Origin of the sequence: Lacticaseibacillus zeae subsp. silagei, assembly GCF_030770335.1 — a bacterium.
GTDB lineage: Bacteria > Bacillota > Bacilli > Lactobacillales > Lactobacillaceae > Lacticaseibacillus > Lacticaseibacillus zeae.
Map to the genome: position 1 here is coordinate 2,739,396 of NZ_CP132484.1, position 24,136 is coordinate 2,763,531.

Here is a 24,136-nt window from a genome sequence, read left to right on the forward strand (position 1 = left end):
CGATCGCTCAGGACTTTCTTTGTTTATTAACCTTTACGCGTTACCTCAGACCGCCGTCCTCGTTTCTGCCACGGCAAACGATTGCGCTGTGGCCGATTACGAATCGCGGCCAACATGTCTGCCTGACGCTGGCGATCATCTTGAGCGTCGCGGTTTTCCAACGTGGCCCATTCTTCTGCAGTTAACAGTGCCACGTTTTGCGGCAAGTTTTCCTTGAAGAACTCGCGAATGTCGGCCTCGGGCTGATCAAACATCAAGGAATAGCTGCCGCCTTTTTTGGACCAAAAGGTGACCATGGTACCTTGCTTGATGGTTTCAGTGATAACCCGATCGTAGCGTTGGTAGTCACTTGCATGCGCGACCGAGCCATACGTGATGACTTTGGTTTTGCCTAACCCTTGGCGATACAGCCCGACGCTGGCCACCAGAATCGCCAAGATCACGAGGCGGAGGTTACTGATGGTGTTTGCCGACCAGAACAGCGCAACGATTAACAGCGCTGCGACGATGGCGACCACGACTTTAAGCCAAGAGGACTTGGTTTTGATTTGCAGCTGTCGTTGCTGCTGCCACTCAAGGTAAAGCAATCCGCCTAACAAGAGTGCCGTTGCCGTTACATCTGTCATCTCACATGCCCCCTAGCTTTCAATCCGCGACTTCTACCATTCGGCAATCGTGCCGTCATAATTCTTCCAAGACGGATTATTCCAAACCAAGCCTTCCTGGGCAACTTCTTTGATCTTGTCTTCGTCCATATCAATGCCGAGACCCGGGCCTTTTGGTAGTTGAACATAACTGTCTTTGTATTGGAAAATTTCTTTATTTTTCACAAAGTCGAGCAGGTCAAAGCCTTGATTGTAGTGAATCCCTAGGCTTTGTTCCTGAATGAACACATTTGGCGTGCAGGCGTCGACTTGCAGGGTTGCGGCAAGTGACACCGGTCCATACGGTGCATGCGGCGCGACGCCCATGTCGAAGGCTTCGGCCATCGCGGCAATTTTGCGGGTTTCCAAAATGCCGCCACACAGCGCCACATCCGGCTGCACGATATCAATGGCCCCTTGGCGGAATAGATTCTTAAAGTCCCAGCGCGTGTAAAGCCGTTCGCCGGTTGCCAGCGGAATGGAAACTTCGCGAGCAATGTCATCAAAAGAATCCCAGTTTTCCGGTAACACGACTTCTTCGAGAAACATCGGGTGATACGGTTCCAGCGCATGCGCCAGCACTTTTGCCATTGGCCGGTGAACCCGTCCGTGGAAGTCGATGCCGATTTCCAGCTTATCGCCGACCTGATCACGGATGGAAGCGACGCGATCAACGACGGCCTGAACCTTGTTGTAGGAATCAATGTAGTGTAGTTCTGAGGTTGCGTTCATTTTAATCGCGGTGAAGCCTTTGTCGACCCGTGCTTGCGCCTGTTCGGCAACATCGGATGGGCGATCGCCGCCGATCCAGGAGTACACCCGAATGCGATCGCGCGCCGCCCCGCCAAGCAGTTCATACACCGGCAGATTAAGCGCTTTGCCTTTGATATCCCAAAGCGCCATCTCCAGACCGGAAATAATGGTGCCGTTAATCGGGCCACCGCGGAAGAAGGAGCGGTGCATCTCCTGCCACAGCCGTTCAATCTCGAACGGATCGCGGCCGATCAACTTTTTCCCCATTTCATAGGCGCCCGCGACAACGGTTTCCGTTTTGGTTCCGGAAATCATTTCACCCCAGCCCGTGATGCCTTCATCGGTTGACAATTTAACAAAAATCCATCGTGGCTTAACTTTGTAAACTTTAATATCTGACAGTTTCAATTCAAAAATGCTCCCTTCAAAACAGTTTCAGCGACGTTAACGATTAAGCTTGGGCACTTTTCTGATTCTGGGCGTCCATCGCCGCATTGACATGTTTGATCCCGTCAAAGAAGTACCAGACACCGGCGAAAATAATTAACAATACCGGAATCGAAATCAGCGGATGCCAAGTGAATGCGAAGTAAACCGCAAAGCTTTGAATCATCGAAGTGGCCGCAAATGATGAAATATACAGCGAGTTGGCACCAAGTTTAATGCCGACTGATTTGGCAATTTCCGTCAAAACCGGCGCTGTCGAAGTCCCGCACCACAAAAGCGAAGCGGTGACGACCAAGCCGATGATGATGTTTTTCAGCAAATTGCCGTTTGTCAGTGCCACAACCAAGGCCACTCGGAATGGCACAACTGCCAAGTCAGCAAATGGCAAGACCTGGTTGCCTGGCAAAACCAATGCCATCAGGATGGTCAATGGAATGATGATCAACGCGGTCGTGATAACGTCGGCATTGCCGACAACCACGGCGGCGTCTAAGCCGATGAACAGCTTGCGGCCTTTGAACCGCTTTTCTGACCATTTTTGCGCGGAGTCGGAAATTGGCATCAAGCCTTCCATGAACAGCGAGGTCATTTTTGGAATCAGGACCAAAACCGCCGCCATTGACACACCTAATTGCATAATCTTCATGAGGTTATACCCGGCGAAAAAGCCAATGGCCATCCCGATTAACAGCCCCATGATCATCGAATCACCGAAGAAACCTAAATACTTCTGGGCATCACGAATGGAAAACTTATTGCGCCGCATAAATGGGATACGATCCAGTAACCAATTCAACGGCCACGCGATCACCAATGACGACAGCGCCGAGACGGTCGGCAAGGACACGCCAGGCATACCGAAGAACTTTTCGGTCATCGGCTGTGACCAGTCAGCCAGCTTGAAAGTGACCAGTGCCATGACAATCGATGAACCCACGCCAAGCGCGATGTTCTTCGTGACGAAGTAAACCATGACGCCGACAATGGCCATGTGGTGATAGTTCCAAATATCAACGTCAAGCGTATGCGTGCGCTTGATGATCAAAAGCACAATATTGACGGCCAAAATAGCAAAAATAAGAATCGCGATAATCGGTGATGCCCAAGTCACAGCGGCAATGGAACCCCAGCCGACATCAAGTGCGGTCAGATGGGCACCGGTTCGCTCAACCATGGCTTTGGCAGCCGGTCCGACATTGGTAGTCATGAAGTCCAGAATCAATTTGATCCCGGCAAAACCAATTCCCAACGTCAGCCCGGATTTAAACGCTTTGTCGATGCGCAGGCCAAAAATCATGCCGATAATCGTGATGATAACTGGCAATAACACCGTTGGACCGGCGGCAATCAACCAGTTAAAGACGTCCATTACGATATTCATAAAACGTTATCCCTCCAATTCGGTCAGGCTCCCCTGACCTTGTTGACGCACCTACTCACTTGTCTTTAACCGTTTCGTAAATCTGGTTGAGGGTCTCTTGCGCCCCAACACCGGTTAACAGTGGCAGGCCATGAATATACGGAACCCCGTGTGTTTGCCCTTCAAACTGGCCAGTCGTCACCAGCAAGTCGTAGTTTTCGACTTTGCCGGGCACTTCCATTAACTTTGTCTGGGTCGTTTCAACGTCGACCCCTTTTTCTGCCAAAAAACTCTTAATCTTCGACGCAACCACCGTTGACGTCGCGATACCATTACCACATGCAACTAAAATATGAGCAGCCATAATTTCCGTACCTCCATTTTTTATTCAAATGTTTTCGCCAATAATTGATACAAACCATCCACATCCGCTGCGTCTGCAATGGCGTGGCGTAACTGATCGTCTTGAATGACATCGACAATTTTCTGCAACATCTCGACTTGCCCATGCGGTTCGCCAATGGCCATCATGATGATGACGTCCACGTCCAAGACGTTGTCGACATCCCCCATATCGTGAAACTTAACCGGATGCGCCAAGGTGGCGACCGAAATGGTGGTCTTTTTCACCAGCTGATAATTCGCGTGGGGAATCGCTACGGTCGGTCGCGGTGATGGCAGGCCGGTCGGATATGTCGCTTTCCGATCAAGAATCGCCTGTTTATACCCTTCCTTGACATAACCTTGCGCAAACAAGTTGTCGGCAATCTGACTCAAAGCGTCCAGATTGTCCGTTGCCTCCAAGTGAGGCAGTAATAATTTTTTATCAATGACTAAATCAACTGCCACAGATCCAAGCCCCTTTCTAAAGTGCGTATTTGATATCGACAAAGGCTTGCATAGAAGCCGCCAACCCGTCCACATTCCGGTTAGCCAAATCTTCAGCGTTGAACATCTTGGACCCAATGCCCAGGTAACTAGTCCCATGCGTCAACAGGTCTTTGGCATTTGCCAGCGATACACCGCCAACCGCCATTAATGGCAACTTGCCGAGTGGGGCTTGAATCGCTTTGAAAAAGTCTGACCCGACCGTGGTTGCCGGGAAAATTTTGACAATGTCGGCGCCTTTTTCAAACATGTCGTGTACTTCGGTCGGGGTCATCGCTGCCGGCACCGTGATGACGTCATGCGCTTTGGCGTAAGCGAAAATGTCATCCGTGAATTTGATCGGACTCAGCATAAACTTGGCGCCTTTGGCAATCGCTGCCTTTGCTTCATCCAGCGTTGTGACGGTTCCTGCCCCGATGTGGATACGATCGCCATACTCAGCATTGCCGTTTTCAATAATGTCGAGCGCATGTGGCGTATTCATCGTGACTTCAACACCGAACTGATTTTCAAAACCGGCCATGGCCTGCATGATCGCATCGGCCTGCTCCGGCGTGTAACCGCGCATAATCACGGTAAAAGTTGGATATTCAGATAATTCCATGGTGCCCTCCTTGTGTTTCGTAACGTGCTGCTTGATTTTTTATTTCAGGTTTGCGCCTGATTTGCTTTCGTAACGTTGCAAGATTTCGTAAGCCTGTTGGCCACTTTTAGCGTTCAACAACTGCTTCAAAGTGGTAGTGTCGGCAATGATCTCCGATAGTTCCTGAATCGCTTGCAAATGCTGATCAGTATCTTTAACGGCAATCGGCACGATCATGCGAATGTGAAACCCGTTTGGATAAATCACCGGCTGTTTCAGAATATAAAAGGCAAAGCCATTGTTGAGCACCCCGTTTTCCGGAACTGTGTGGGGAATGGCGACCTCCGTTCCAATGAAGCTGTAATTATCCGCAGCTGCCGTCTCGTCAATTAACGTTTGGCGAAACGGATCGGTCACATAATCCAATCGTTCCAACGGCTCAATTGCTTGCTGCAAGGCGTTTTGCCAATCACGGCTTTGACCGATCTGAATCAGATTCGGCGCCGTCAACGCTGACAAGCGCGGCTGGTGGACTTCCGGCAGATCCTCAACCCCTTGATCGGCTAAAAACCGGCGCAACGCATGATCCAGACCGGCGGAATCCGTAATTTTGGCATGTTTGCGCACAATTGCGGTCAACGCCGAAATGCCTGTTTGGATATTTTTCACGCCGATATCATTCAACACGCGGTACCGCAACTGAACTTGCTCATCTTCGCTTAACAACGGGTGGATGATATATTGCCGCGCCGACGTTTTTAACGGTACCGTGGTGAAAACCAGATCGTAGTCACCGGAAAAGTGTTCAAATTCGCGCGCCGAGGTGGCGGATAAAAAGCTAATTTCCGGAAAAAGCCGGCGCAGATTCTGAATCATCAATTTGGAAACAATCAGGCCGTTGGTACAAACCACTGCGGCGCGCTCCTTGCTGACATGTAGATCGGCTGACTTTTCCAGTTCACCGTCGAAATAAAAGGCAATGAGGTTGCGTTCATCTTCGGGAATAGTTTTACCCGTCAACTTCTCGAGCGGTTCGATAATCGCGTCAATGGTGTCGACCAGAAACCGGTGACGGGGATCGGCGGCCATCACCTGCCCGATGCCGATGTCGCGCAGATGCAAGCCATAGCGCACGCGGAAGATCGCCGGTCGCAAGTGGGCGAGGAGCCGTTTCACAAAGTCATCCTGATCCGCCACTTTGATGAACGTCTGCTGTTCAAACTTGGCAACCATCGTGCGAATCGCCGCAACCAACGCTTGATCCGCGACCCCGACATCCCCGCGAATTGTGTTGGCCGATAACAGCAGAATCACCAACCACTCCGCATCCGAATCACTCGTTAGCCACGACTGGGGAATCAGCGGTTTTAGCTGGGCAAACTCCTGCGTATCGCTGATCTGATGCTCAAAGTATGGTGTATCTTTGGCGCGGTGCGACAGGTTGCGCGTGACGTTCATCAACACCGCCAGCATTAAAAAGCTAAACGACTCATCAGAGTACGTGACATTCCGGACATTTTCGATTTTGTGAATAAAATGAATGACTTGCTCTGTGGGCACCTTGCCTAGCTGCTCGACTGAACTGCGGCCATCGTCATAGGTCAGCAGCTGGGTGACCAGATAATTCAGCAAGTTACGCATCACCTGTTCGGAACCGGCAATAAAATAGCCTGCTTGCCGCGTGTACTTCAGCGTCAATTGGCGCTCTTCGAGGAATCGGCCAACTGCTTTTAAATCAGCTGACGTGGTTGTCCGACTCACGCCGCTGAAATCATAGATGTGCACCAGCGATAACAACTCGTCGCTGACCAGTAAATACAGGCAAATGAGCAAGATGCGCTCGTCTTCTTCGCGATATACATAAGGTTGCGGCGCTTCAGTTGCCTGGACATTGAAAAAGTCAGCTACTTCGCTCGGAGTGACAAACTCACCGCGCGGGGTCCGGGTAATTTTCGGCAGCTGATGATCCACTAGCTCCTGATTAATTTGAGCCAAGGCGTAAGCAAGTTGGCGCCGCGTAATTTTAAATTGTTTTTCCAAATCACCACTTTTCAAATTAGGATGCCGAATAATTTCTGAAAGGATTTGCAAGTTGCGTTTTTTCACTCAACCCTCACCTCCAGGTCCAATGTCAATTGTACGGGACAAAACGCCCGTATGACGGCGCTTTCATTCCGGCTTTTGTCCACCCTATTCGGATCCGGAATGTTCAAGGTGAACTTATGCCTGCATCAAGCGCGTGGTTATCGGTTTTTGCTTGGGTGGAAAAAGAGACAGAGAATGTGAATTGCCATGCCAAACTTCGCAATCTCCGGCCAGCTGGGGCTGGAACGGAGTGGGCACGACTTAGAGCCTCTGCAAAACCGGCAGAGTCTCTAAGCTCGGCCTTGTTGTAGGTGGGGCAAAAGACGCCCCACTAACAACAATTTCACTCCTGAGCCCCATCTGGCCTACGATTACTCCGCCTTGGCACTTACTGCTTTAAAAAAGTTGACCAAATATCCTCTAAGACAACAAAAGACGAGTGAATTTTCCGATCTACAGAAAATTCACTCGTCTTATTGATCCAACGCAAATGTAACGCTATTCTCGTCAATAACTCTGCGCTATTGAAAATGTAATCTTGGATACAGTTATCTAAGCATTCACATGCCCGTCTGCATCTCCTTCACAGCATCAAAGGTAGGATCAACCGCACCATTAAAGTCATCTTTCATGAAGACGCTGTTGACTTCAAAAGCATTGGTTGCTTGGTTAATTTGCCGGTGAAGCAATTGATATTGTATCGGTGATATTTGTGGCGCTATCTTTCTCAAGTGGCGATATGCCGCTGCCTTAATCTCATTTAACGGATAGCCCTTTGTTTCTAGAATGGCGGTTTTCGTCCAGCGATAGGTCGTCTTGCGAATGTGGCTGAAATCCGGCTCCTCATAAGTTCGGCCATCGCGATCAACGGCATAGACAAACATGCCGCCTAAATTTTCACGCGCAAACGTTGCAACAGTATGCATATTTGAGCGTAGAAAATGATTGGGATCGGTGTCATACCAGCGATTCTGATCGCCCTCTTCCGGAAAGGTTAAGCCTGCCAGCAACCGATTTTGTGGAAAGCCAGCTGCTGTATACGTTTGACGCATTTTCTCGGTTCGATTTGGCCCACTGCCATATTGTTGATAACCGAGATTGGAAAAGTAACCCATCACATTTTCAAATGGAGCAAGATAACTGCCATTGGTGTCATAAATCAATAAGGTACCATTTTCCGCTTTTGGTCCTAAATACTGCCCCATTGTCTGAATAATACGGTCTGACAACGCAACTTTTTCGGCGTCAGGGTACTGTTCCATATCAATATCGATGCCGTCCAGTCCCCATTGACCGGACAATTCATAGATCAATGTCTGCACATAATCATCAATCTCGCTTGCGGTTGGATTTTTGCCATATTGCTGAATTAAGCCATCGACCATGCGCCCATAATCCAAAGCACGAACCAGTTTTGCGCCCCGACGATGCATTTCCGGTGCATAGACGGTTTTCAACTTATCGAAAAACGGTTGCGCCTTGGCCTCTTGACCGGCCGGAACATAGCTGAACACGTTGATAATATCAATCCCGTATGGCAAGTCCAGCATACTTTGCGGATTTGGATCCAAAATTGTTGTATTAACCCCGTGCATGGCTTGGTCCCGCCACGCGCGATAATAAACCATAAACGTCTTTTGCGGCGTTTCCGCTGAGGCACTCACTGACTGCGGCTTCACCATCATACTTAAAAAGATCCCGCTGGCGATGATCAGCCAGCCTACCCACCGTAGCTTAAAACCCTTTTTCATTGTCATGACCCTCCAATCAAGCAAAATCAGCTTGCTGACTTCTCACCCAACCGTTCATACAACGCCACGATTTCCTCAGCCAAGTCGCGAAACGTAATGGCTGTCATGACGTGATCTTGGCCGTGAACCATCAAAAGTGACACGGGTTGATGCTGCCCGTTTGCTTCCGCAGTCAACATGCTTGTCTGGGCTTGATGTGCGTCGGCTAAGAAGTGATCGGCTTCTTTAAGTTTGGCCTTTGCCTGTTTAAAGTCGCTAATTTTCGCGGCTCTAATTGCTTCAAATGCGGCATTCTTCGCATTGCCACCAGCCATAATCAGCTGCATCACGACCAGTTGTTGTTGTTCGTCCATGAGCCTCGTCCCCCTCTTCCCTAGATAACTACTTTTATTTTATTGAACATTAATGGCTCAAAATTTATGATCAAAACATCGACAAGCATAGGTCACAGGTCTATGGATTTAATTCTCGTTTCTTTCTTCATGAATAATTGATCGAATCTCTTAAGATCTTAGTGCCAATGCGGAGCAATCGGAGGCGGTTTGGGGCTCAGCCGTGGAATTGTTGTTGGTGGGGCGCTTTTTGCCCCGCCTACAACAAGGCCGAGCTTTGAAACCGCGCACTTTGCGGGTTCAAAGTCGTGCCCACAGCGTTCCAGCCCCAAACCGCCGGAGATTGCGGAGTTTGGCACGGCTCGGAACTTTCTCAGTCCACTTAAGCCATTAAATCAAGCGCTGTCTGCAAGACCCGATCACCTTTCATTAGGCCGTAGTCAGACATATTGATGACAGCGACTGGTATCGACAAGGCTGCTTTAAAGTCGCCTTCCAAATAGCGTACCTGGGGACCGAGCAGTAAAACGTCAGGATGCTCGGCTGTCAGCTTGTCTTTCGCATCTGCTGCCGAGGCTGCGAAGATTTTGACGTTCGCCTTGGTTTGTTCAGCAGCATCCATCATTTTTCTAACCAACATACTGGTCGACATCCCTGCCGCACAAACCAGCATGATGGTTTTCGGATCTTCAGCCATGATCAAGTTCCTCTTTTCTATTGGGTTGATTTTTCAACGTGCACCGAGCAGGAATCAGCATCCGGCACATGACCGGTGGCGGAAACTTGGCGGAACCAGTAGCCAGATTTCTTCAACGACTTCGTTTGATTGCGCAAATTATTGCGGATCAAGCCGTACCGATTTTTATAGGCGTTGAGCCACGACCAGCAATCAATGCCGGTCCAGACAAAATAGCCATGGCAGTTGGCGCCGGCTTCAATCGCCTGGTGCAGGAAGCGTAGGTGATCGGTCATAAATTGAATCCGGTAATCATCCTGCACCACCTCGTCTTGCAAAAAGCGCTCCTCGTCAGCAACGCCGATGCCATTTTCCGCCACAAACCAGTCGATGTTGCCATAACGATTTTTAATGGTCATCGCAATGTCATAAAGTGCATCGGGATAAATTTCCCAGCCTTTATCGAGATTCATTTTGCGTCCCGGCATATCGTATTCGTCAAAATAAATGTCCGGCAACCACGGCTGCAGGCTGTCAGGTGCCACATCGGGCGCCTGCACACGACAGGGGTGGTAATAATTCACGCCGAGCACATCAATGTGATTGGCCGCAATGACCGCTAATTCCTCAGGCGTTGACGCCCACAAAACGTGATCCTGCCTCAATCGTTCGACCAGCGCCTCCGGGAAACGCCCATGAATGGCCGGTTCCAAATACAGGTCATTGGCCCACAGCTCCGCAAACCGGGCCGCTTCCCGATCGCCATCAGACTGGGTAGCCGGATAAACCGGCGTCAAGTTGATGATCGTGCCGATGATCGCATCCGGATGCTGATTGATCTCGCGAAATGCCGCTACCGCCTTGGCACTGGCCAAATTGAGGTTATACGCAACCTGAACCGCCGCCTTACCATCAACCAGATTGGGATAGTGAAATTGATATAAATACTGTCCATCCACAATCACCTTGGGCTCATTAAACGTAAACCAGTGCGTCACCTGGTCGCCGTAAAGCTCAAAACACCGCCGGGCAAATTTCACATACAGATCGACAACGTGCTTGGACTGCCAGCCGCCATAACGCCGCTGCAAGGTAATAGGTAGATCGAAATGATGCAGGTTCACATACGGCGTGATCCCCAGCGCTCGCATCGCGTCAAATACGCGCCGATAATAATCAGCGCCTGCCGGATCCACTGTGCCCGTTTCAAGATCATCAATCAACCGCGTCCATTGAATCGAAATCCGCAGCGCCTGAACCCCCGCCTGCTTCAACAATTTCAGATCCTGTTCATAATCGTTATAAAAGTTTGACGCCACATCCGGGCCGACATTGTGATAAAAATCCTGTGGCCGCGTGTGGTAATGATAATCGAAGATATTTTCATGCTTTTTGTGAAACGTGCCTTCTGCTTGGGGACCGCTTGTAGCTGCACCCCAGGTAAAATCAGCTGCAAATTGGATAACCATCACTTCCTTTCTAAGCGGCTCAAACCGGCTTGACTTTGTTGTTGAAAATGAACCGCCGCGCCATACAGATTGGCATCGGCTTGAAACTTGGCGATCCGAATAACCGGCCGCACCGGCGTCAATTCGGTTTGCGCCATCACGGTATCCAGCGCTGCTTCCAAATCGGCCAATAAATGTGGATTTTGGGAAATCCCGCCGCCAATGACGAAACAGTCCGGATCAAAACTATACTGCAAATTGAAAATGGTCGTAGCTAGGACATGAAACATCCGCTGAACGGCTTTTTTGGCTTCTTGGCCACCTTTTCGCGCCTGCTCATATAGCGTTTTGCCATCCAGGTGGGTCCCGTGGCGCCGATTGTAACGCGCCACCGTGTTCACCAGCGTGCCAAGATGGCTGACAGTATCGTCATCGCCGTGCCACATATAACCGAATTCCCCACCCATCAGATGGCGGCCGCGATGCAGCTGACCATTCAGAATTACCGCCCCGCCAACGCCGGTTCCAAGCACCAGAAAAATCGCATCGCGCACATCGGCAGCCGCACCTGCCTGCACTTCGGCTAACGCTGCGCAGTTCGCATCATTTTCGATTGTGACCGGCAGCTTCAAGCGGTTGGTTAACTCGGCCACGATCGGAAAATGATGAATATAAGGCACGGCACTAGCACCCTGAATGATGCCGGCCGCTTGATCCACGACGCCGGGACTACTGATCGCCACGCCAGTCACTTCGCTCGTCTGCTGCAACGCCGCCACCTGTTGTTGCAGGCATTGATAAAAAGCTGCCAACGTTTTCGGCGTTGCAACTTTGGTTTGCTGAAAAAGGCCGGTTTCGGCACTGTAGCCACCAAACTTAATCGTGGTCCCGCCAATATCGATCACTGCTAAACTCATCGCAATCCTTCCTGTTCCTGTTGCTGAATCACATCAAGCGCCAATTGGCAAAAGGTCATATTCGCCCACGAAAACCACGTGCGGGTATATTGCAGCGGATCATCCTTTTGAACACCTTCGTGACATTGACCGGTTCCGCCAGTTGTCGCAACCAGCAATAACAGCTTGGCCATTTTATCCGCGGCTGTCGTTGCAACCAAGCCTTCCATTGCCACGGCGATTGGCCAGACATATTCTGGCGGCGTATGCTCGCTACCGATGCCGGACAACATTTTTCCTTCATAGTAATAAGGATTCTGCGGACTGAGGACGAACGCCTTTGTAGCCAGATAAAGCGGATCATCTGCGGCGATGGCACCTAAAAATGGCAGACTCAACAAGCTTGGTACATTGGCATCATCCATGAAACGAGCGTGTCCAAGACCATCGACTTCATAGGCCAAGCCCTGTTCCCCGCTCGGCAAGGTTTGAATCGCGTAAGTCATGACGCCTTGCTCAATCGCTGCCACCAACGTCTGTGTCCGCTTGGCCAGTAACCGCTCATCAACTGGCATTAACGGCAATAAGTGGTTCAAAACCGTTTTGGCTAACAGGTTGGCCGGAATATGAAACCCATATTCACACCGATTATCACTGGGCCGAAAACCGTCCCAGATCAGGCCGGTATCGCCAATCGGATTGCCTAATCCGTTGTTGGGCAGCGTATCGTTTTCATCTGTGTCCGACCGCCGAAAGAAATATGGCGACCGCTCATGATGCTGTTCCTGTTCAAAAATCGTCAGGATCAACGTGAACGTAGCCCAAAAGTCGATGTCAAAAATGCTGGCATCGCCGGTTTCGGCGTAAAGATTCACCGCCAACAGCAATGGCGCACATAAAGTATCGATTTCAAATTTTCGTTCCCAAACTTGTGGCGACATCGGCCGATCGCTTTCGTCATCTGCCCGCCAATGCGCCCCACTAGCCGTTTCATTAAAGGCGTTCGCATAAGGATCAAGCCGCACAAAAGCCAGTTCACGACGCAGCACCCCTTCAAGTATCGGCTTCAAGTCAGGAATGTCCTTGATGAGCCGCACATACGGCAGCACCTGAAACGTTGCATCCCGCAGCCACATTGCCGGAATATCGCCAGTCGCAACAAAATACGTACCATCAGGCTGACGGCGGGTCGCTTTAACCAGCGCATCGGGTAATAATGTCCGAAACATTGTCTGGGTTGCGGCATCCGGTAATGGATGGGCTTGAGCATATTCCATTAATGCTGTTGCCAACGCTGACTTTTCTTCCATATTATGCGTGCTCCCTTTCTGCCACTGATGGCGATTGGCGCGGGTAGATACCATAAGTCCGAATCTCACCAGGCTTAAATGCAGTCAATTCGAATATCGTTGCATCGGTTGCGACTGTTTGCCGAACCTCGTTATTGAGATTCAACAAGCGAACACTGGCGGGTTGGGCAAAATGAAGCGTCGCTGCTTCCGTGTCAGTTTGATCGGTTGGATTGTAAAGTCGGACGAAATACCCGGTTCCATCCGCAGTGGCGCTCACGCTGGACACAACCAATCCCGAACCGCTTAACTCAATCGCTGAATGATGCCGCAGTGACGTTTGATTCGCGTTAATCGGGAAGTATTGCAACGGCGTGGTAAAGCGATCAATTGTCTGGTTTTGGTAAGCCAGGCTGCCAATGGCCAGTGCCTGCACTCGGCGTTGCAATTCAGCCGGATCAAAGGTGGCGTCCAGACAAATACCGCCGCACATGTGTCGTGTTCCTAACAGCTGGCTGTCTGGCGTTGGCACATACCGGGTTTGCAAGCCAGACGCATCCCCCGGTCGGCGCTTCAAATCTGGCCGACCGAGGTAACCGACACCACGAAACATCGTCACTGCTAACTGATCAAACTGCTCGCCGACAATTTGGCACTCTTTTTCACCTAAGCCAAGGAAGGTCCAGCTGGTCTTTTGGTCATGGCTATTGGCAAAATGAATCAGCGGTCGTAGCGCAGTGGGCTCTTCGTGATAACCGATGGCTTGCCAGTCCTTCAGATGTGGATCAACAACCGGACGCTTGGCGACTCCAAAGGGCGTATCGGCATAGCTATCTTTTGCCTTAACCGGCGTCTTAAGCACCAGCCGCAGCCGGTGATCGCGTACCGTATTCTCGACCGTCAAATCAAATCGGATTACGGGATCATCAGCGGCCAGTTGCAACACCAGCGTATATGGCATCACGACGTCGGCCTTGTGCGCCTTGCGATCGGCCAATTTGCCTGGCAACTGCCAGCTTCCGTGGAATACTAGCTCACTCATCAGCTTGCCTTGATGACCGGTCACCTCGGCCTGCGCAAGTGACAAGTCAAGCAGCCAGTCTTGATCAGGTGGCGAGTAATCATACGTATCCCCGGCATCGCCGCCATCATCGAAGTGAAGCGGATCAACAAAGGTTTGCTGCGTACGGTGATCCGTCAACAAGAGCTTGCCATCCTCAAAAGTCAGCGTGTAAACACCGTTGCTAATCGTGGTACTTTTGGTTCGCAACAGCAGCGGCTGGTGCGCCGGCTCAAGCGTCAAGCCCACCCAGTCTAGCGCGTCAATGGTCACTGATACCGCAATGGTCGTGCGATAATAGATGTCCGGCGTCTCTTGAGCGGGATCGCCGCGCAAAACGGCATTATCGACTTGCTCTTGCTTCAGCACCTCAAACGCCACCGGTTCGCCGGCTTCATTTTTCAGGTTAAAATGCGGTTCGCGCGTTGCCACCGTGATCTGGCCAGTCTGGTGAACCGGTTGAATCGTCGGGTTCCAAAAGAAAACATTCAATGAATCCGGGGCATTGCTAGCCAACTTGCGTAATAAATAGTCACGAAGCGATTCCGCCAACTGTAAGGCATCGGCGCCACGCTGGGCAATGTCGCGATTTGTCTCATCCGAATTGCAACCGCCGGAAGAATCATGCGCCTGACCGCGGGCAATGCTTTTCCAGATGGTCTCAACGATGCCGGACTGGGCTTCAATCCCGTGGTGCGCCGCAACAACCATCAGCGGTTCAACGACATCAACCATCAGATGTTCGAGCCGATCATACAGCGTCTTCAAATCAGCTCGTGACGAGTAAATGCCGCGATGAATTTTTGAGGCGGACGGATCCACAAACTCACCTTGATAAGTTGGTAAGTCCGGCGTTTTGGCCAAGTCCTTGAAAAAGTCCGGGTAGTTGTCTTCCACTAAGTCAAAGTCATCCTGTTGCGCATTGGCGATTTGCAGCCGATCTTTCAAATTGAAATCAACCGCGCGCTGATCACCGCCCACTGGCAAAACCAAATCATGTGCCTGCGTATCCGTGGCAATGCGGTGGAGCAAACTCGCCACATCGTCATTTTCAATCAGCTCAACGCCAGCGTAGTAACCGTTTTTAATATTCGCCGCCAACACTTTGGAGCCATCATTGGCGGTCCAGTAAAAGTAACGCGCATTCTTTTCATGCGGCATGCCGCGCCAAAAGACAGTCGACCTGATGTCAAAGCCGTGATAAATCTTCGGCATGTCCTGCCCCTGCCCGAACGAATCAGGCAGATAGCCGACTTTCATCACGCCGCCTAAATCAGCAGCCAGTTTGTGGCCAAGTTGCAGATTCCGCACAATCGATTCGCCACTGGTGACCATCTCGTCAATTTGCGTATACCAGGGACCGACGAACAGCCGCCGCGCCTGAATAAATTTGCGCATCTGAGCGCGTTGTTCAGGATTGGTCTGCAAATAATCATCGACAATCGCCATCTGACCATCCAGTAAATAGGCATCCAGTTGATTCGTCTCGAGCGCCTGAAACACTTCTGCCATGTGATAAGCAAACTGAACCCGGGCCTGCTGCCGCGTGAAATACCATTCAAAATCCCAATGTGTGTGCGCAATCACGTGAACTTTTTGCATTAATCAAATTCTTCTTTCTGTCTTCATGCCGTGTCTACCAACTATGCCGCAGCTAGTCGTCGTTCACTGCGTTGATTCATAATGACAAACGGTGCGTAAAGGAAAATATCGATGACAACCAAAACGGCCGTCAGAATCACCGGACTCATATGCAACCCACCAAGGATCCAAGTTCTGACAAAAATCGGCTCATTGCCCGAGTTTAAAACCACGAGCGGCGCTACCCAGCCAATCGAAGTCACCACATAAGCCACAATCGCGTTAAATAGCGGCACGAAAATCCACGGAATGAACATGATCGGATTCAAGACAATCGGCAAGCCAAAGATAACCGGTTCGTTGATACCAAAGCACCCCGGCACCAAGGCTAACTTGGCCACTTCCCGTTCTTTCTCACCTTTTTTGGTAAAAATCAGCATGGCGATGATGAGGCCAAATGTTGCCCCTGAACCGCCGATCATCGCGTAAACGTTGGTCATCGTGTTCGGCGCAATCGAGATACCGGCAAAACTTTTGGTTTCCGCAAACTTAGCCACATTCTGCAGGAATAACGGTAGCCAGAACGCGGAAACAATCCCCCAAACAATGTTGAAACCGTGTAACCCAAGGAACCACAGGATCTGTTCTAATAAAATGACGACAATAATAGCTGGTAATCCGGTGCCGACAGTCAGTAACGGCTTAATGATGACCGTTGAAATCAGCTGAATTAAACTGGTGTAGCCCATCGCCTGAAGACCGATCCGGGCCAATCCAAACAATAGCAACACTTCGGACATTGGAATTAAGGCAAAAAACGAGTCAAACACATTTTGCGGGACACTTCCCGGCATCCTGATGGTGAACTTGGACCGGCTAAAGGAAGCAAACAGCGCAACAGCTAACATCCCGACAATCAAGCCGGTAAACATTCCTTCATAACTGAACAGCGACGCCGCGAATCCTTCAATGACTTTAGCTTTAGGATCGGCAAAGTTGACGTTGTTCGGTACCATGACAAAATAGGCGGAAAAGGCCAACAAGGTGGCAATAATGACATTCATACCTTTGTTTTCATCACGCCGCTTTAACTCAACTGCGTAGGAATAGGCGCTGGAAACCACCACAATCAAGCCGACAATCCCCAGTGTGGCGACGCCGAGATAACCAAAAAGTTGACTCAGGCTCGTCAACCAACCCCAATTTAAATGTTGTGACTTAATCAACGCATCCAGTTGCATCTTGATCAGGTTCGAAAACGATCCAATCACCGTGAATGGAATCGTCCGAACAAAAGCATTCTTAACAGCTTGGAGAATCGTGTTGTTCTGCACCCACATCGAAGCCTTCAGTAACGGCTCCTGAAGCTTATCCACATTGAACTTCATCATGCATCACCCCTAAGTAGTTTTGAAAAGAAAACGTTTTCCAACATCGTCAGTTTACCGGTTTCCCTAATTTTTGTAAAGCCTTATTTATATTTTGTATATACAAATTTTACGATGTTGTCAGATAACGCTAGCTCAATCTTGACTAGCTTGAAAATATGGCTTATCAAATCATTCGCTTATGTTATAATCGCTTAACAAGTAAGCCATTGAGGTGACGGTGTTGTATCTATATTCAGAAATTTATTCCGACATTAAAAAAGACATTTTAACCAACCACTATCGCGCCGGTAAGCCGCTGCCCACGCAAAAAAAGCTGGCGGAAACTTACCACACCAGCCGGTTAACCATTAAAAAAGCGCTAAAACTCTTACAGGATGAAGGCCTGATTTACAGTCAACAAGGATCAGGCAGTTTTGTGCGCGCCCGGACAACTGAAGACGACAAGGAACTGCTGCCGCTCGATGCGCCAATTGGGGCGACCTATTCCCACCGCGATCAAAATATTTCCAGCAAACTGCTGTATTTTGATGCGCGCTTGCCCAATGAAACCGAGCAGAAAAATCTTGCCATTAAAAGTAATGAACCCGTTTATGACATCAAACGGGTTCGCCTCATCAATGACCGATACTATAGTCTTGAACACACGATCATGCCCGCCAGCATCGCGCCGTTAGACGAGGATATCCTAAAGGGTTCTATTTACGACTATCTCGGCAACCGCGGCATCCAGCTAACCGATGCCCGCCGCATTCTATACGCCACCGAAGCCGACACCGAAACCGCCGACGCCCTTGATATCAAAAAAGGCAGCCCGGTACTCGTCATTGAACAAACAGCATACGACCAAAAAGGCCACGCATTCGAATACTCGGTTTCGCGGTTCATTCACGATCACTCCCGGTTTGTTTTAAACATTCACCGAAAATTGCCGGATTTTTTGGGGTGATACTGTTGTTTGAGGTCACAGTTTGTCGAATAGGTGTCCCATTATGACGCCACTTCAAAGAAGCCAAAAACAATCTGAGCCATAATTCGGTAATAACGCTCATATACTAATAAATTCCGAACGATAAAAAACCTTAGGCAATTAGTTCCAAGCCGTGCCAAACTCCGCAATCTCCGGCCAGCTGCGGCTGGAACGGGGTGGGCACGACTTTGAGCCTCAGCAAAACCGGCTGAGTCTCAAAGATCGGCCTCATTGTAGGCGGTAAACCGCCAACAATGATTTCACCCCTGAGCCCCATCTGGCCTCCGATTGCTCCGCTTTGGCACTATCATCTGAATACTTCTAGCCAATTTTTCTAGGAAAACTAAAAACGGACATACTCCAGTTTGTTAGAGAGTATGTCCGCTTCTGTATTGTGACTGCGCTTTTTTTAATTTATCCAATTTATTTTAAAAAGCTAAGCCTTTAACGGCTGCTTCAGCATCCCATCAGTTGGCTTACCGCAGGATTGATAGCTATCCAGCAAGCCCAACTTCATGAAGACGGTTTGTTGATACGCAATCTTTGCGTTCCATTCGACGGTCTCCAAGATTTCGGTGGCGTGATGCAAGTCTTCAGAGGTAATCAGGACACCATGGCTATTTAGCAGGAAAATATGCTCTTTTGCCGCATCTCCAATCTCTTTGAGTCCATTGTAAACGGTATCGGCAAGTTCCTTGGAGCAGGCCGGCGCGTACGGTAATACGCGGATCGGCCCGACTTCTCCGGTGACCTCGGTAACGTTCGGCATGTCCAATCCAGCCGTTGCCCAGAACATCGATTCTTCAGCGTGTGAATGATACACGCAGCGGATTTTGTCATTAGCCCGATAAGCTTCTTCATGCATATTGATTTCGCGGGTTAAGCGACCAACGCCATCAATTTGCTGGCCGGTTTCAAGATCTACCACCAAAATCTGAGTCGGTTGAAGCTTTGCGTACCAAGCTTCTGACATCATTGTTGGCGTCATGATCAGATAATTCTTGCCTGCTTTAATATGAATTTGGCCATAATCAAAATCCTTGTCGGCAGTAATCCGGACACTAATATTGCCACCAGCCACATTAGTGTTTTTGCGGACAAACATTTCCCGCGCAACTGCCGCTAAATCCTTGCGTTCTTCTTCAAATACATATTGTTCCGTCATTTTGTATTTCCTCCATTATTCGTACGTTGCGCCAACAAAACTTTGCGGCGCTGTGCCAACCGTTTTTCCCGTTTTCGATCATAATCACCGAACAGGATTGGATTGACTTTTCTGTACAGAATCAAAGTAATGAGGCCCATCAAGAGACATAACACGGTATTGCCGCCTAACAGGGCAATTGAGACGCCAATTGTATCTAGGAAAACAAGTAATGACGCAGAGGTTTTACTCATGCTTATCACCCTTATTCTTCTCGTGACTGGTTTGACTGAAATCCAAACCGCTAAGATCATTTAAATCAACATCGTCTGCTTCATTATTTTGCGGGGATGACGTTTTCTTGCTTTCGTTAGAAGCTTTGGCATCGCTGAAGTCCAAGCCGCTCAAGTCATTCAAATCAACATCATCGGCATTGTCATTCGTATCTGACCCTGCTGGCGCTGCCGCTGCAGTAGCCGGGGCCAAGGTGCCATAACGTTGACTAGGCAATTTGATTTTATTTTGATCGCGATACAACCAGATGAAACCGAGTGTCCACAGAATTGCTAATGCGATCGCCCACCATTTGCCATTAAAGGCTTGGGCAAAGAAGAGCCGGAAATCAGGCCCTTCAAAAGTCGACCATGACAACTGCTGTCCAGCTTGAACCTTAACTGTTCCGGTTGTCTTCGCTAGGTTCGTGATTACCGGGGCAAAATAGGTGGCGCCATACAGGAAAATCGGTGTTGTAATGATGCCCAGCGTAATCATGCGTAACAGATTCGCCCCTGTCAGTAACAGCGCCGCATTGACAAAGGATAGATTGATGATGCCGGCAAATGGTAACACTGTGTTATGCGGTAAGATCATGGCGAAAATCAACATAATCGGCACCAGGATAATCACGGTGACCCAAAGCTCATTGCGCCCGGCAAGAATCGGCCAATCAAGCCCGATATAAACTTCACGGCCTTTAAAATGCTTTTGCATGAAGCCACTCATCGCATCGGCAATGGGTTGCAACGCCGTCATGAAAAGTTTGGAAATCATCGGGAACAGTGTCATGGCGGTTGCCGCTTTAACCGCTAAGTTGAGTGAGCCGGAAATGGAATACCCAGCACCAAATCCAAGCAGCACCCCAATCAACGCACCCATCACGGTGTTGTCGCCCCAGACACCGATTCTTTTCTGCAGAGCATCAGCATCAAACGGCTTGTTCATAATCGGAATAAAATCAAGCAATTTATTCAGCGGCTGTAAGATCACCGCAAACAATGTGATGAAATGTGGCACCGTGACTCCCGGCATCCCTGTCAGATCCTCGATATGCCGATGCCACATGTCGCCGGCTTTCAATTCAAATACGATCTGAATCCCAGCAACCAGGAAACCAAAGAAGGCATTATGCGTAAAGTACAATACGACAACATAAGTGAAAATTTTGTTCCAGACATTCCACATATCAACGTTTAACGTTTTGGTCCAGTTAAAGGTCAACATGACAAAATTAATTGCTAATAATAACGGGAAAAACAGAAAAGCTGATTTATACGACCATGTGATCGCCGCTACGCCTGTCCACCCTGCATCAATCGCATTAAGACTCAGGTGGAAAAGCTTGGACATGGATTTAGCAGCTGGCGAGATGGCATCCATCATGTAGTTCACAACCAAGGTCATCCCGGAAAAGGCAACCCCTAATGTCAACGCAGCCACAATCGACTTTTTGAACTTCAACCCAGCAATCAATCCCAGAATCAGCATGATTAAGGGAACAAACACCGGTCCCCCAAGGTTCAGGATATAATTAACGACGTCTTTTAGAATCGTCACGATTTTTACCTCCTCAGAACTTAACCCGCGATGCAGGTAACGGTTTCACTTAAAAGGCCAAAACCTGCTGCACCGGTGTGCGTGACATAAGACGTCACTTGCCAGCATTTTGCATATTCTTCAAAGCCTGAATGATTTGTTTGTACGACTTCTCCGGATTCATATTCATAAAGATCGGCATGCCATTAACCACTGCAATATGGTTTTCTTTAGCTAAGTCCTCTAATTGCTGATTCGGCTTGGCGATCCAAACGTAAACGTCATAGTTGTGCAACACTTCAGGTAACTGCTTAAAATCGGTTGCGTCAACTGACACACCTTTGACATTATGCGATTCAAAGAAGTCCTTGATTCGACTGGCCGTAGCCTCACTTGATGCAACGCCTGATCCACATGCAACAACAATCTTTGCCATAATAATTACGCTCCTTTTTAAATTATTTTCCTGCGACTTGTGCTTTAAACGTGTTAACAAAGAACTCGTACATTGCTTCCGGATCATTGATCGCCTTGAACTTGGCGACAAATTTTCCGTTCTGTAACAAATCCATGAAGATCTGCAAGAGTCCGACTTGCTGGCTTGAATCCGTGATACCTAGAAAGAACATCGCCGTCGCATCTTCCGGCTTGTTATAGCCCATCTGTAAAACTCGCACCGGCTGGGCATTTTTGACAATCGCCATGAACGGCCGGTTGACGTTTTCGGGATCGGCATGTGGCAACATCACGGATATTTCCGGAAAAACAATGCCGGTCGGAAAAGCGTCCTCCCGTCGGTTCAAGGCCGCTTCATACGTATCCTTGACGTAACCAGCGGCTTGAATCTTTTTCGCCACATCTCTGAACAATCTTTTGCGATCAGCAGCATCCTCATTCAAAAAAATCAAGTCTTTGTGAATCATTGTGCTATAATCCATAACTAGCTCCCCTCAATATGAAAAATTGAATCAATTGTTTTGAACCTTCTTGAATCTTTCCCCTCATCACATTATTAATGCTAAAGCGCTTACAGGCCTATGTCTACGGTATTTAGCAAGGTTCACTGAGGTTGAGAATCGTTCACGAAACTCAGCCAAACTGGTCCAAAATGATTCAACAAAAATCAATTGAGGGAAGCGTTTACCATGTCACAAACTCCAGCTAAATTTGAGCGGTTAAACGAAATTATTCAAATTTTGCGTGATACGCCGCAAATTAGCATTGCTGATCTCAGCAAGCAAATGTTCACCAGCAAATCAACACTGCGCCGCGATCTGATCGAGCTTGAAAGAAGCAACATCATTCGCCGGCAGTACGGGATGATTCAACTGCTGCAAGGCAATAACCTTGAATTTACGTATGAAAAAAGACGCAACGAAAACGCGCGTCTTAAACGAACGATTAGTCGGCAGATTGCTGCCAGAATCCCCAGCAATGCCGCTTTTTTCATTGATGGCAGTTCAACCTTCTTCAGTCTGCCCGAGTTACTCCATGAACAGGTTGGTCTTCACGTCATCACTAATAACGTCAACATGGGTCTCCAATTCAATTCGCTGAATAATGTCGAGACTATCATTGCTGGCGGTAAAATGGTGCCACGAACGGCCACAACACTTGGCTCGACCACTGTTCGCGAAATTCAAAGTTTTCACCCTGATTTTGCCCTGCTATCAACCAGTTCAATTGATGCAGAGGGCATTTACGTCGCCGATCCGGAACAGGCAGCAGTCAAAGAAGCCATGATTGATGCTGCCAAGTGTGTGATTTTTGGCATCGATTCAACCAAATTCGACCAAAGTGATTACATCCGCATTACCAACATGGATCAAATCAACGAAATCGTCACCGACAAGCAGCCGTCAGCCGCCTATCGAACTTTGTTTGAAAACTACCATATTCAGCTCACCTATTCGGAGCAGCATCATTAAGCGTCGATCATTAGTAATCACTGGCGCAGAAGTCTGCGTGTAAGGGCCTCAGGCGTAATGGCCACTCACACTTCGACTTCTAACCGCGCCAGTTCACGCTCAACAAAAAAGCACCCCGCAACCACGCCTAAAATGGCGGTTACGAGGTGCTTTCCTTTTACGATCATGGGAGGTATCGCAAATAAACTTGTTGGTTCAGACTTTGAGTGTCACCTTGCTGATCAAGGTATCACCATGGAGAAATTCTGGATTTGGTGTAAGGTCAAAACGTTTGGCCAACTGTTCCAGATTTTCGTCCGTGATTTCGTTGATGATGCGGCCGCCTTGTGCCTGAATGGCGGTGTAGATGGTTGCCGCTTTTTCAACAGTTTCGATCAGGCCATAGGTTTCGTCGATGGAGTCGCCAGCACCGAAGATGCCGTGCTGTGGCCACATCACGAGGCGGAATTTGGCCATTTTATCAGCCGTAGCCTGCCCGATTTCATTGGTTCCCGGGGTCATGTACGGCAAGACGCCAATGCCTTCGGGGAACACAACGATGGATTCGGCTTGCATCTTCCACAGAATGCGGGAGAACAGTTTCTCTTCTAGCGGCAGGGTAAAGGACATGGCCACAAGATTGGTTGGGTGGCAGTGCATCACGATGCGCTGGTTAGGATCATTCTTGAGGCGCTGAATATGCGTCATCAAGTGTGCCGGGAACTCACTGGTTGGTTGCCCGCCGTCATTGAAACCCCACAACAGATTAACGCTGTGACCATCTTGGGCGATCTGAACGAGTCCGGTATCACGTGCCGGGAAGTCCTTCACGTTCTTGAAGTAGCGTCCGGTTCCGGTAACCAGAAAATACTGGCCGGCAAGTTTGCTGGCATCAAACTTGATCGGAATGTTGCGCTTGACCTCGTGAACATCGCCATAAGGAGCAATCTCGGCCTCAGTTAGACGATAGCTGACGTTACCGCCATTGCGTTCGTCCCAGCCGTGTTGGTAGAGATTCCAAGTCACTTTACGCATCTGTGTCACATAAGGGGATTCTGTAAAACTTTGGGTATATTCCGGATTCAGAAATTGTTTCTTATTATCCATTAGAGGTATTCCTTT

Annotated in this window: 23 protein-coding genes; 2 read left to right on the forward strand and 21 right to left on the reverse strand. The window is 49.1% G+C overall.

Annotated features, from left to right (window positions below; all coding sequences use genetic code 11):
• Nucleotides 1–26: 26 nt before the first annotated feature.
• The 15 genes from LACZS1_RS12660 to LACZS1_RS12730 all read right to left on the reverse strand — a co-directional run bounded on the left by LACZS1_RS12660 (nucleotide 27) and on the right by LACZS1_RS12730 (nucleotide 17,181).
• A complete protein-coding gene (locus LACZS1_RS12660; protein ID WP_070651366.1) occupies nucleotides 27–626 on the reverse strand; it encodes a hypothetical protein in 600 nt (199 codons plus the stop codon).
• A 33-nt stretch (nucleotides 627–659) separates the two neighbouring features.
• Nucleotides 660–1,805 carry a galactonate dehydratase gene (gene dgoD, locus LACZS1_RS12665; RefSeq protein ID WP_025013330.1) on the reverse strand — a complete coding sequence of 382 codons (1,146 nt, stop codon included), beginning with the start codon at nucleotides 1,803–1,805 and terminating at the stop codon, nucleotides 660–662.
• A 43-nt stretch (nucleotides 1,806–1,848) separates the two neighbouring features.
• The gene (locus LACZS1_RS12670) at nucleotides 1,849–3,225 is read right to left on the reverse strand and encodes a PTS galactitol transporter subunit IIC (protein ID WP_010490819.1); all 1,377 of its coding nucleotides are present in this window, start codon (nucleotides 3,223–3,225) and stop codon (nucleotides 1,849–1,851) included.
• Between the two features lie 55 nt (nucleotides 3,226–3,280).
• Nucleotides 3,281–3,568, reverse strand: coding sequence for a PTS sugar transporter subunit IIB (locus LACZS1_RS12675; protein WP_047107024.1), 288 nt, complete (start codon nucleotides 3,566–3,568; stop codon nucleotides 3,281–3,283).
• Nucleotides 3,569–3,588: 20 nt separating this feature from the next.
• Nucleotides 3,589–4,053 carry a PTS sugar transporter subunit IIA gene (locus tag LACZS1_RS12680; RefSeq protein ID WP_274804409.1) on the reverse strand — a complete coding sequence of 155 codons (465 nt, stop codon included), beginning with the start codon at nucleotides 4,051–4,053 and terminating at the stop codon, nucleotides 3,589–3,591.
• Between the two features lie 16 nt (nucleotides 4,054–4,069).
• Entirely contained in the window at nucleotides 4,070–4,696 is a 627-nt protein-coding gene (locus tag LACZS1_RS12685) for a bifunctional 4-hydroxy-2-oxoglutarate aldolase/2-dehydro-3-deoxy-phosphogluconate aldolase (protein WP_070651361.1), read from the reverse strand.
• Nucleotides 4,697–4,735: 39 nt separating this feature from the next.
• Nucleotides 4,736–6,781: a BglG family transcription antiterminator gene (locus LACZS1_RS12690; protein WP_070651359.1), complete on the reverse strand. Its 2,046-nt coding sequence runs from the start codon at nucleotides 6,779–6,781 to the stop codon at nucleotides 4,736–4,738.
• Between the two features lie 539 nt (nucleotides 6,782–7,320).
• Nucleotides 7,321–8,511, reverse strand: a complete 1,191-nt coding sequence (locus LACZS1_RS12695) for an EndoS/ChiA family endoglycosidase (protein WP_070651357.1) — start codon at nucleotides 8,509–8,511, stop codon at nucleotides 7,321–7,323.
• 26 nt (nucleotides 8,512–8,537) lie between these two features.
• On the reverse strand, nucleotides 8,538–8,864 hold the full coding sequence (locus LACZS1_RS12700) for a PTS lactose/cellobiose transporter subunit IIA (RefSeq protein ID WP_070651355.1): 327 nt from the start codon (nucleotides 8,862–8,864) through the stop codon (nucleotides 8,538–8,540).
• A 361-nt stretch (nucleotides 8,865–9,225) separates the two neighbouring features.
• On the reverse strand, nucleotides 9,226–9,540 hold the full coding sequence (locus tag LACZS1_RS12705) for a PTS sugar transporter subunit IIB (RefSeq protein WP_070651353.1): 315 nt from the start codon (nucleotides 9,538–9,540) through the stop codon (nucleotides 9,226–9,228).
• 17 nt (nucleotides 9,541–9,557) lie between these two features.
• A complete protein-coding gene (locus LACZS1_RS12710) occupies nucleotides 9,558–10,988 on the reverse strand; it encodes a glycoside hydrolase family 1 protein (RefSeq protein WP_070651352.1) in 1,431 nt (476 codons plus the stop codon).
• On the reverse strand, nucleotides 10,988–11,884 hold the full coding sequence (locus LACZS1_RS12715) for an ROK family protein (protein WP_070651349.1): 897 nt from the start codon (nucleotides 11,882–11,884) through the stop codon (nucleotides 10,988–10,990). Before LACZS1_RS12715 ends, LACZS1_RS12710 begins: the two co-directional genes overlap by 1 nt.
• Entirely contained in the window at nucleotides 11,881–13,173 is a 1,293-nt protein-coding gene (locus LACZS1_RS12720) for a glycoside hydrolase family 125 protein (protein ID WP_070651347.1), read from the reverse strand. The genes LACZS1_RS12715 and LACZS1_RS12720 overlap by 4 nt, the downstream gene beginning before the upstream one ends.
• 1 nt (nucleotide 13,174) lies before the next feature.
• Nucleotides 13,175–15,814, reverse strand: coding sequence for a glycoside hydrolase family 38 N-terminal domain-containing protein (locus LACZS1_RS12725; protein ID WP_070651345.1), 2,640 nt, complete (start codon nucleotides 15,812–15,814; stop codon nucleotides 13,175–13,177).
• Between the two features lie 41 nt (nucleotides 15,815–15,855).
• Nucleotides 15,856–17,181, reverse strand: a complete 1,326-nt coding sequence (locus tag LACZS1_RS12730) for a PTS sugar transporter subunit IIC (RefSeq protein ID WP_070651343.1) — start codon at nucleotides 17,179–17,181, stop codon at nucleotides 15,856–15,858.
• 223 nt (nucleotides 17,182–17,404) lie between these two features.
• Between LACZS1_RS12730 and LACZS1_RS12735 the strand changes: the two genes are divergently transcribed.
• Nucleotides 17,405–18,130 (forward strand): GntR family transcriptional regulator, encoded by a 726-nt coding sequence (locus tag LACZS1_RS12735; protein ID WP_070651341.1) that lies wholly within the window; start codon nucleotides 17,405–17,407, stop codon nucleotides 18,128–18,130.
• A gap of 457 nt (nucleotides 18,131–18,587) precedes the next feature.
• Here the strand turns inward: LACZS1_RS12735 and LACZS1_RS12740 are convergent, their stop codons facing one another.
• From LACZS1_RS12740 to LACZS1_RS12760, 5 genes are all read right to left on the reverse strand, one after another.
• Nucleotides 18,588–19,316, reverse strand: a complete 729-nt coding sequence (locus LACZS1_RS12740; protein ID WP_070651339.1) for a class II aldolase/adducin family protein — start codon at nucleotides 19,314–19,316, stop codon at nucleotides 18,588–18,590.
• Nucleotides 19,313–19,549 (reverse strand): hypothetical protein, encoded by a 237-nt coding sequence (locus LACZS1_RS12745; protein ID WP_070651337.1) that lies wholly within the window; start codon nucleotides 19,547–19,549, stop codon nucleotides 19,313–19,315. The genes LACZS1_RS12740 and LACZS1_RS12745 overlap by 4 nt, the downstream gene beginning before the upstream one ends.
• Nucleotides 19,542–21,128, reverse strand: a complete 1,587-nt coding sequence (locus tag LACZS1_RS12750) for a PTS galactitol transporter subunit IIC (RefSeq protein ID WP_070651335.1) — start codon at nucleotides 21,126–21,128, stop codon at nucleotides 19,542–19,544. Before LACZS1_RS12750 ends, LACZS1_RS12745 begins: the two co-directional genes overlap by 8 nt.
• Before the next feature lie 94 nt (nucleotides 21,129–21,222).
• Nucleotides 21,223–21,543, reverse strand: a complete 321-nt coding sequence (locus LACZS1_RS12755) for a PTS sugar transporter subunit IIB (RefSeq protein WP_025013320.1) — start codon at nucleotides 21,541–21,543, stop codon at nucleotides 21,223–21,225.
• Nucleotides 21,544–21,565: 22 nt separating this feature from the next.
• Nucleotides 21,566–22,045, reverse strand: coding sequence for a PTS sugar transporter subunit IIA (locus LACZS1_RS12760; protein WP_070651333.1), 480 nt, complete (start codon nucleotides 22,043–22,045; stop codon nucleotides 21,566–21,568).
• Between the two features lie 207 nt (nucleotides 22,046–22,252).
• Here LACZS1_RS12760 and LACZS1_RS12765 point away from each other — a divergent pair, with 207 nt between their 5' ends.
• The gene (locus LACZS1_RS12765) at nucleotides 22,253–23,035 is read left to right on the forward strand and encodes a DeoR/GlpR family DNA-binding transcription regulator (RefSeq protein ID WP_047107005.1); all 783 of its coding nucleotides are present in this window, start codon (nucleotides 22,253–22,255) and stop codon (nucleotides 23,033–23,035) included.
• A gap of 195 nt (nucleotides 23,036–23,230) precedes the next feature.
• On the opposite strand, the gene rhaD is transcribed toward LACZS1_RS12765, so the two are convergent.
• On the reverse strand, nucleotides 23,231–24,121 hold the full coding sequence (gene rhaD / locus LACZS1_RS12770; RefSeq protein ID WP_070651330.1) for a rhamnulose-1-phosphate aldolase: 891 nt from the start codon (nucleotides 24,119–24,121) through the stop codon (nucleotides 23,231–23,233).
• Nucleotides 24,122–24,136 lie beyond the last annotated feature (15 nt).

Bases quoted from the DNA above. Each gene is read 5' to 3' on its own strand.
- LACZS1_RS12660 (WP_070651366.1), bottom strand. From the start codon at position 626: ATGACAGATGTAACGGCAACGGCACTCTTGTTAGGCGGATTGCTTTAC.
- LACZS1_RS12670 (WP_010490819.1), bottom strand. From the start codon at position 3,225: ATGAATATCGTAATGGACGTCTTTAACTGGTTGATTGCCGCCGGTCCA.
- LACZS1_RS12675 (WP_047107024.1), bottom strand. From the start codon at position 3,568: ATGGCTGCTCATATTTTAGTTGCATGTGGTAATGGTATCGCGACGTCA.
- LACZS1_RS12685 (WP_070651361.1), bottom strand. From the start codon at position 4,696: ATGGAATTATCTGAATATCCAACTTTTACCGTGATTATGCGCGGTTAC.
- LACZS1_RS12695 (WP_070651357.1), bottom strand. From the start codon at position 8,511: ATGAAAAAGGGTTTTAAGCTACGGTGGGTAGGCTGGCTGATCATCGCC.
- LACZS1_RS12700 (WP_070651355.1), bottom strand. From the start codon at position 8,864: ATGGACGAACAACAACAACTGGTCGTGATGCAGCTGATTATGGCTGGT.
- LACZS1_RS12705 (WP_070651353.1), bottom strand. From the start codon at position 9,540: ATGGCTGAAGATCCGAAAACCATCATGCTGGTTTGTGCGGCAGGGATG.
- LACZS1_RS12710 (WP_070651352.1), bottom strand. From the start codon at position 10,988: ATGGTTATCCAATTTGCAGCTGATTTTACCTGGGGTGCAGCTACAAGC.
- LACZS1_RS12715 (WP_070651349.1), bottom strand. From the start codon at position 11,884: ATGAGTTTAGCAGTGATCGATATTGGCGGGACCACGATTAAGTTTGGT.
- LACZS1_RS12720 (WP_070651347.1), bottom strand. From the start codon at position 13,173: ATGGAAGAAAAGTCAGCGTTGGCAACAGCATTAATGGAATATGCTCAA.
- LACZS1_RS12725 (WP_070651345.1), bottom strand. From the start codon at position 15,814: ATGCAAAAAGTTCACGTGATTGCGCACACACATTGGGATTTTGAATGG.
- LACZS1_RS12730 (WP_070651343.1), bottom strand. From the start codon at position 17,181: ATGAAGTTCAATGTGGATAAGCTTCAGGAGCCGTTACTGAAGGCTTCG.
- LACZS1_RS12740 (WP_070651339.1), bottom strand. From the start codon at position 19,316: ATGACGGAACAATATGTATTTGAAGAAGAACGCAAGGATTTAGCGGCA.
- LACZS1_RS12745 (WP_070651337.1), bottom strand. From the start codon at position 19,549: ATGAGTAAAACCTCTGCGTCATTACTTGTTTTCCTAGATACAATTGGC.
- LACZS1_RS12755 (WP_025013320.1), bottom strand. From the start codon at position 21,543: ATGGCAAAGATTGTTGTTGCATGTGGATCAGGCGTTGCATCAAGTGAG.
- LACZS1_RS12760 (WP_070651333.1), bottom strand. From the start codon at position 22,045: ATGGATTATAGCACAATGATTCACAAAGACTTGATTTTTTTGAATGAG.
- LACZS1_RS12765 (WP_047107005.1), top strand. From the start codon at position 22,253: ATGTCACAAACTCCAGCTAAATTTGAGCGGTTAAACGAAATTATTCAA.
- rhaD (WP_070651330.1), bottom strand. From the start codon at position 24,121: ATGGATAATAAGAAACAATTTCTGAATCCGGAATATACCCAAAGTTTT.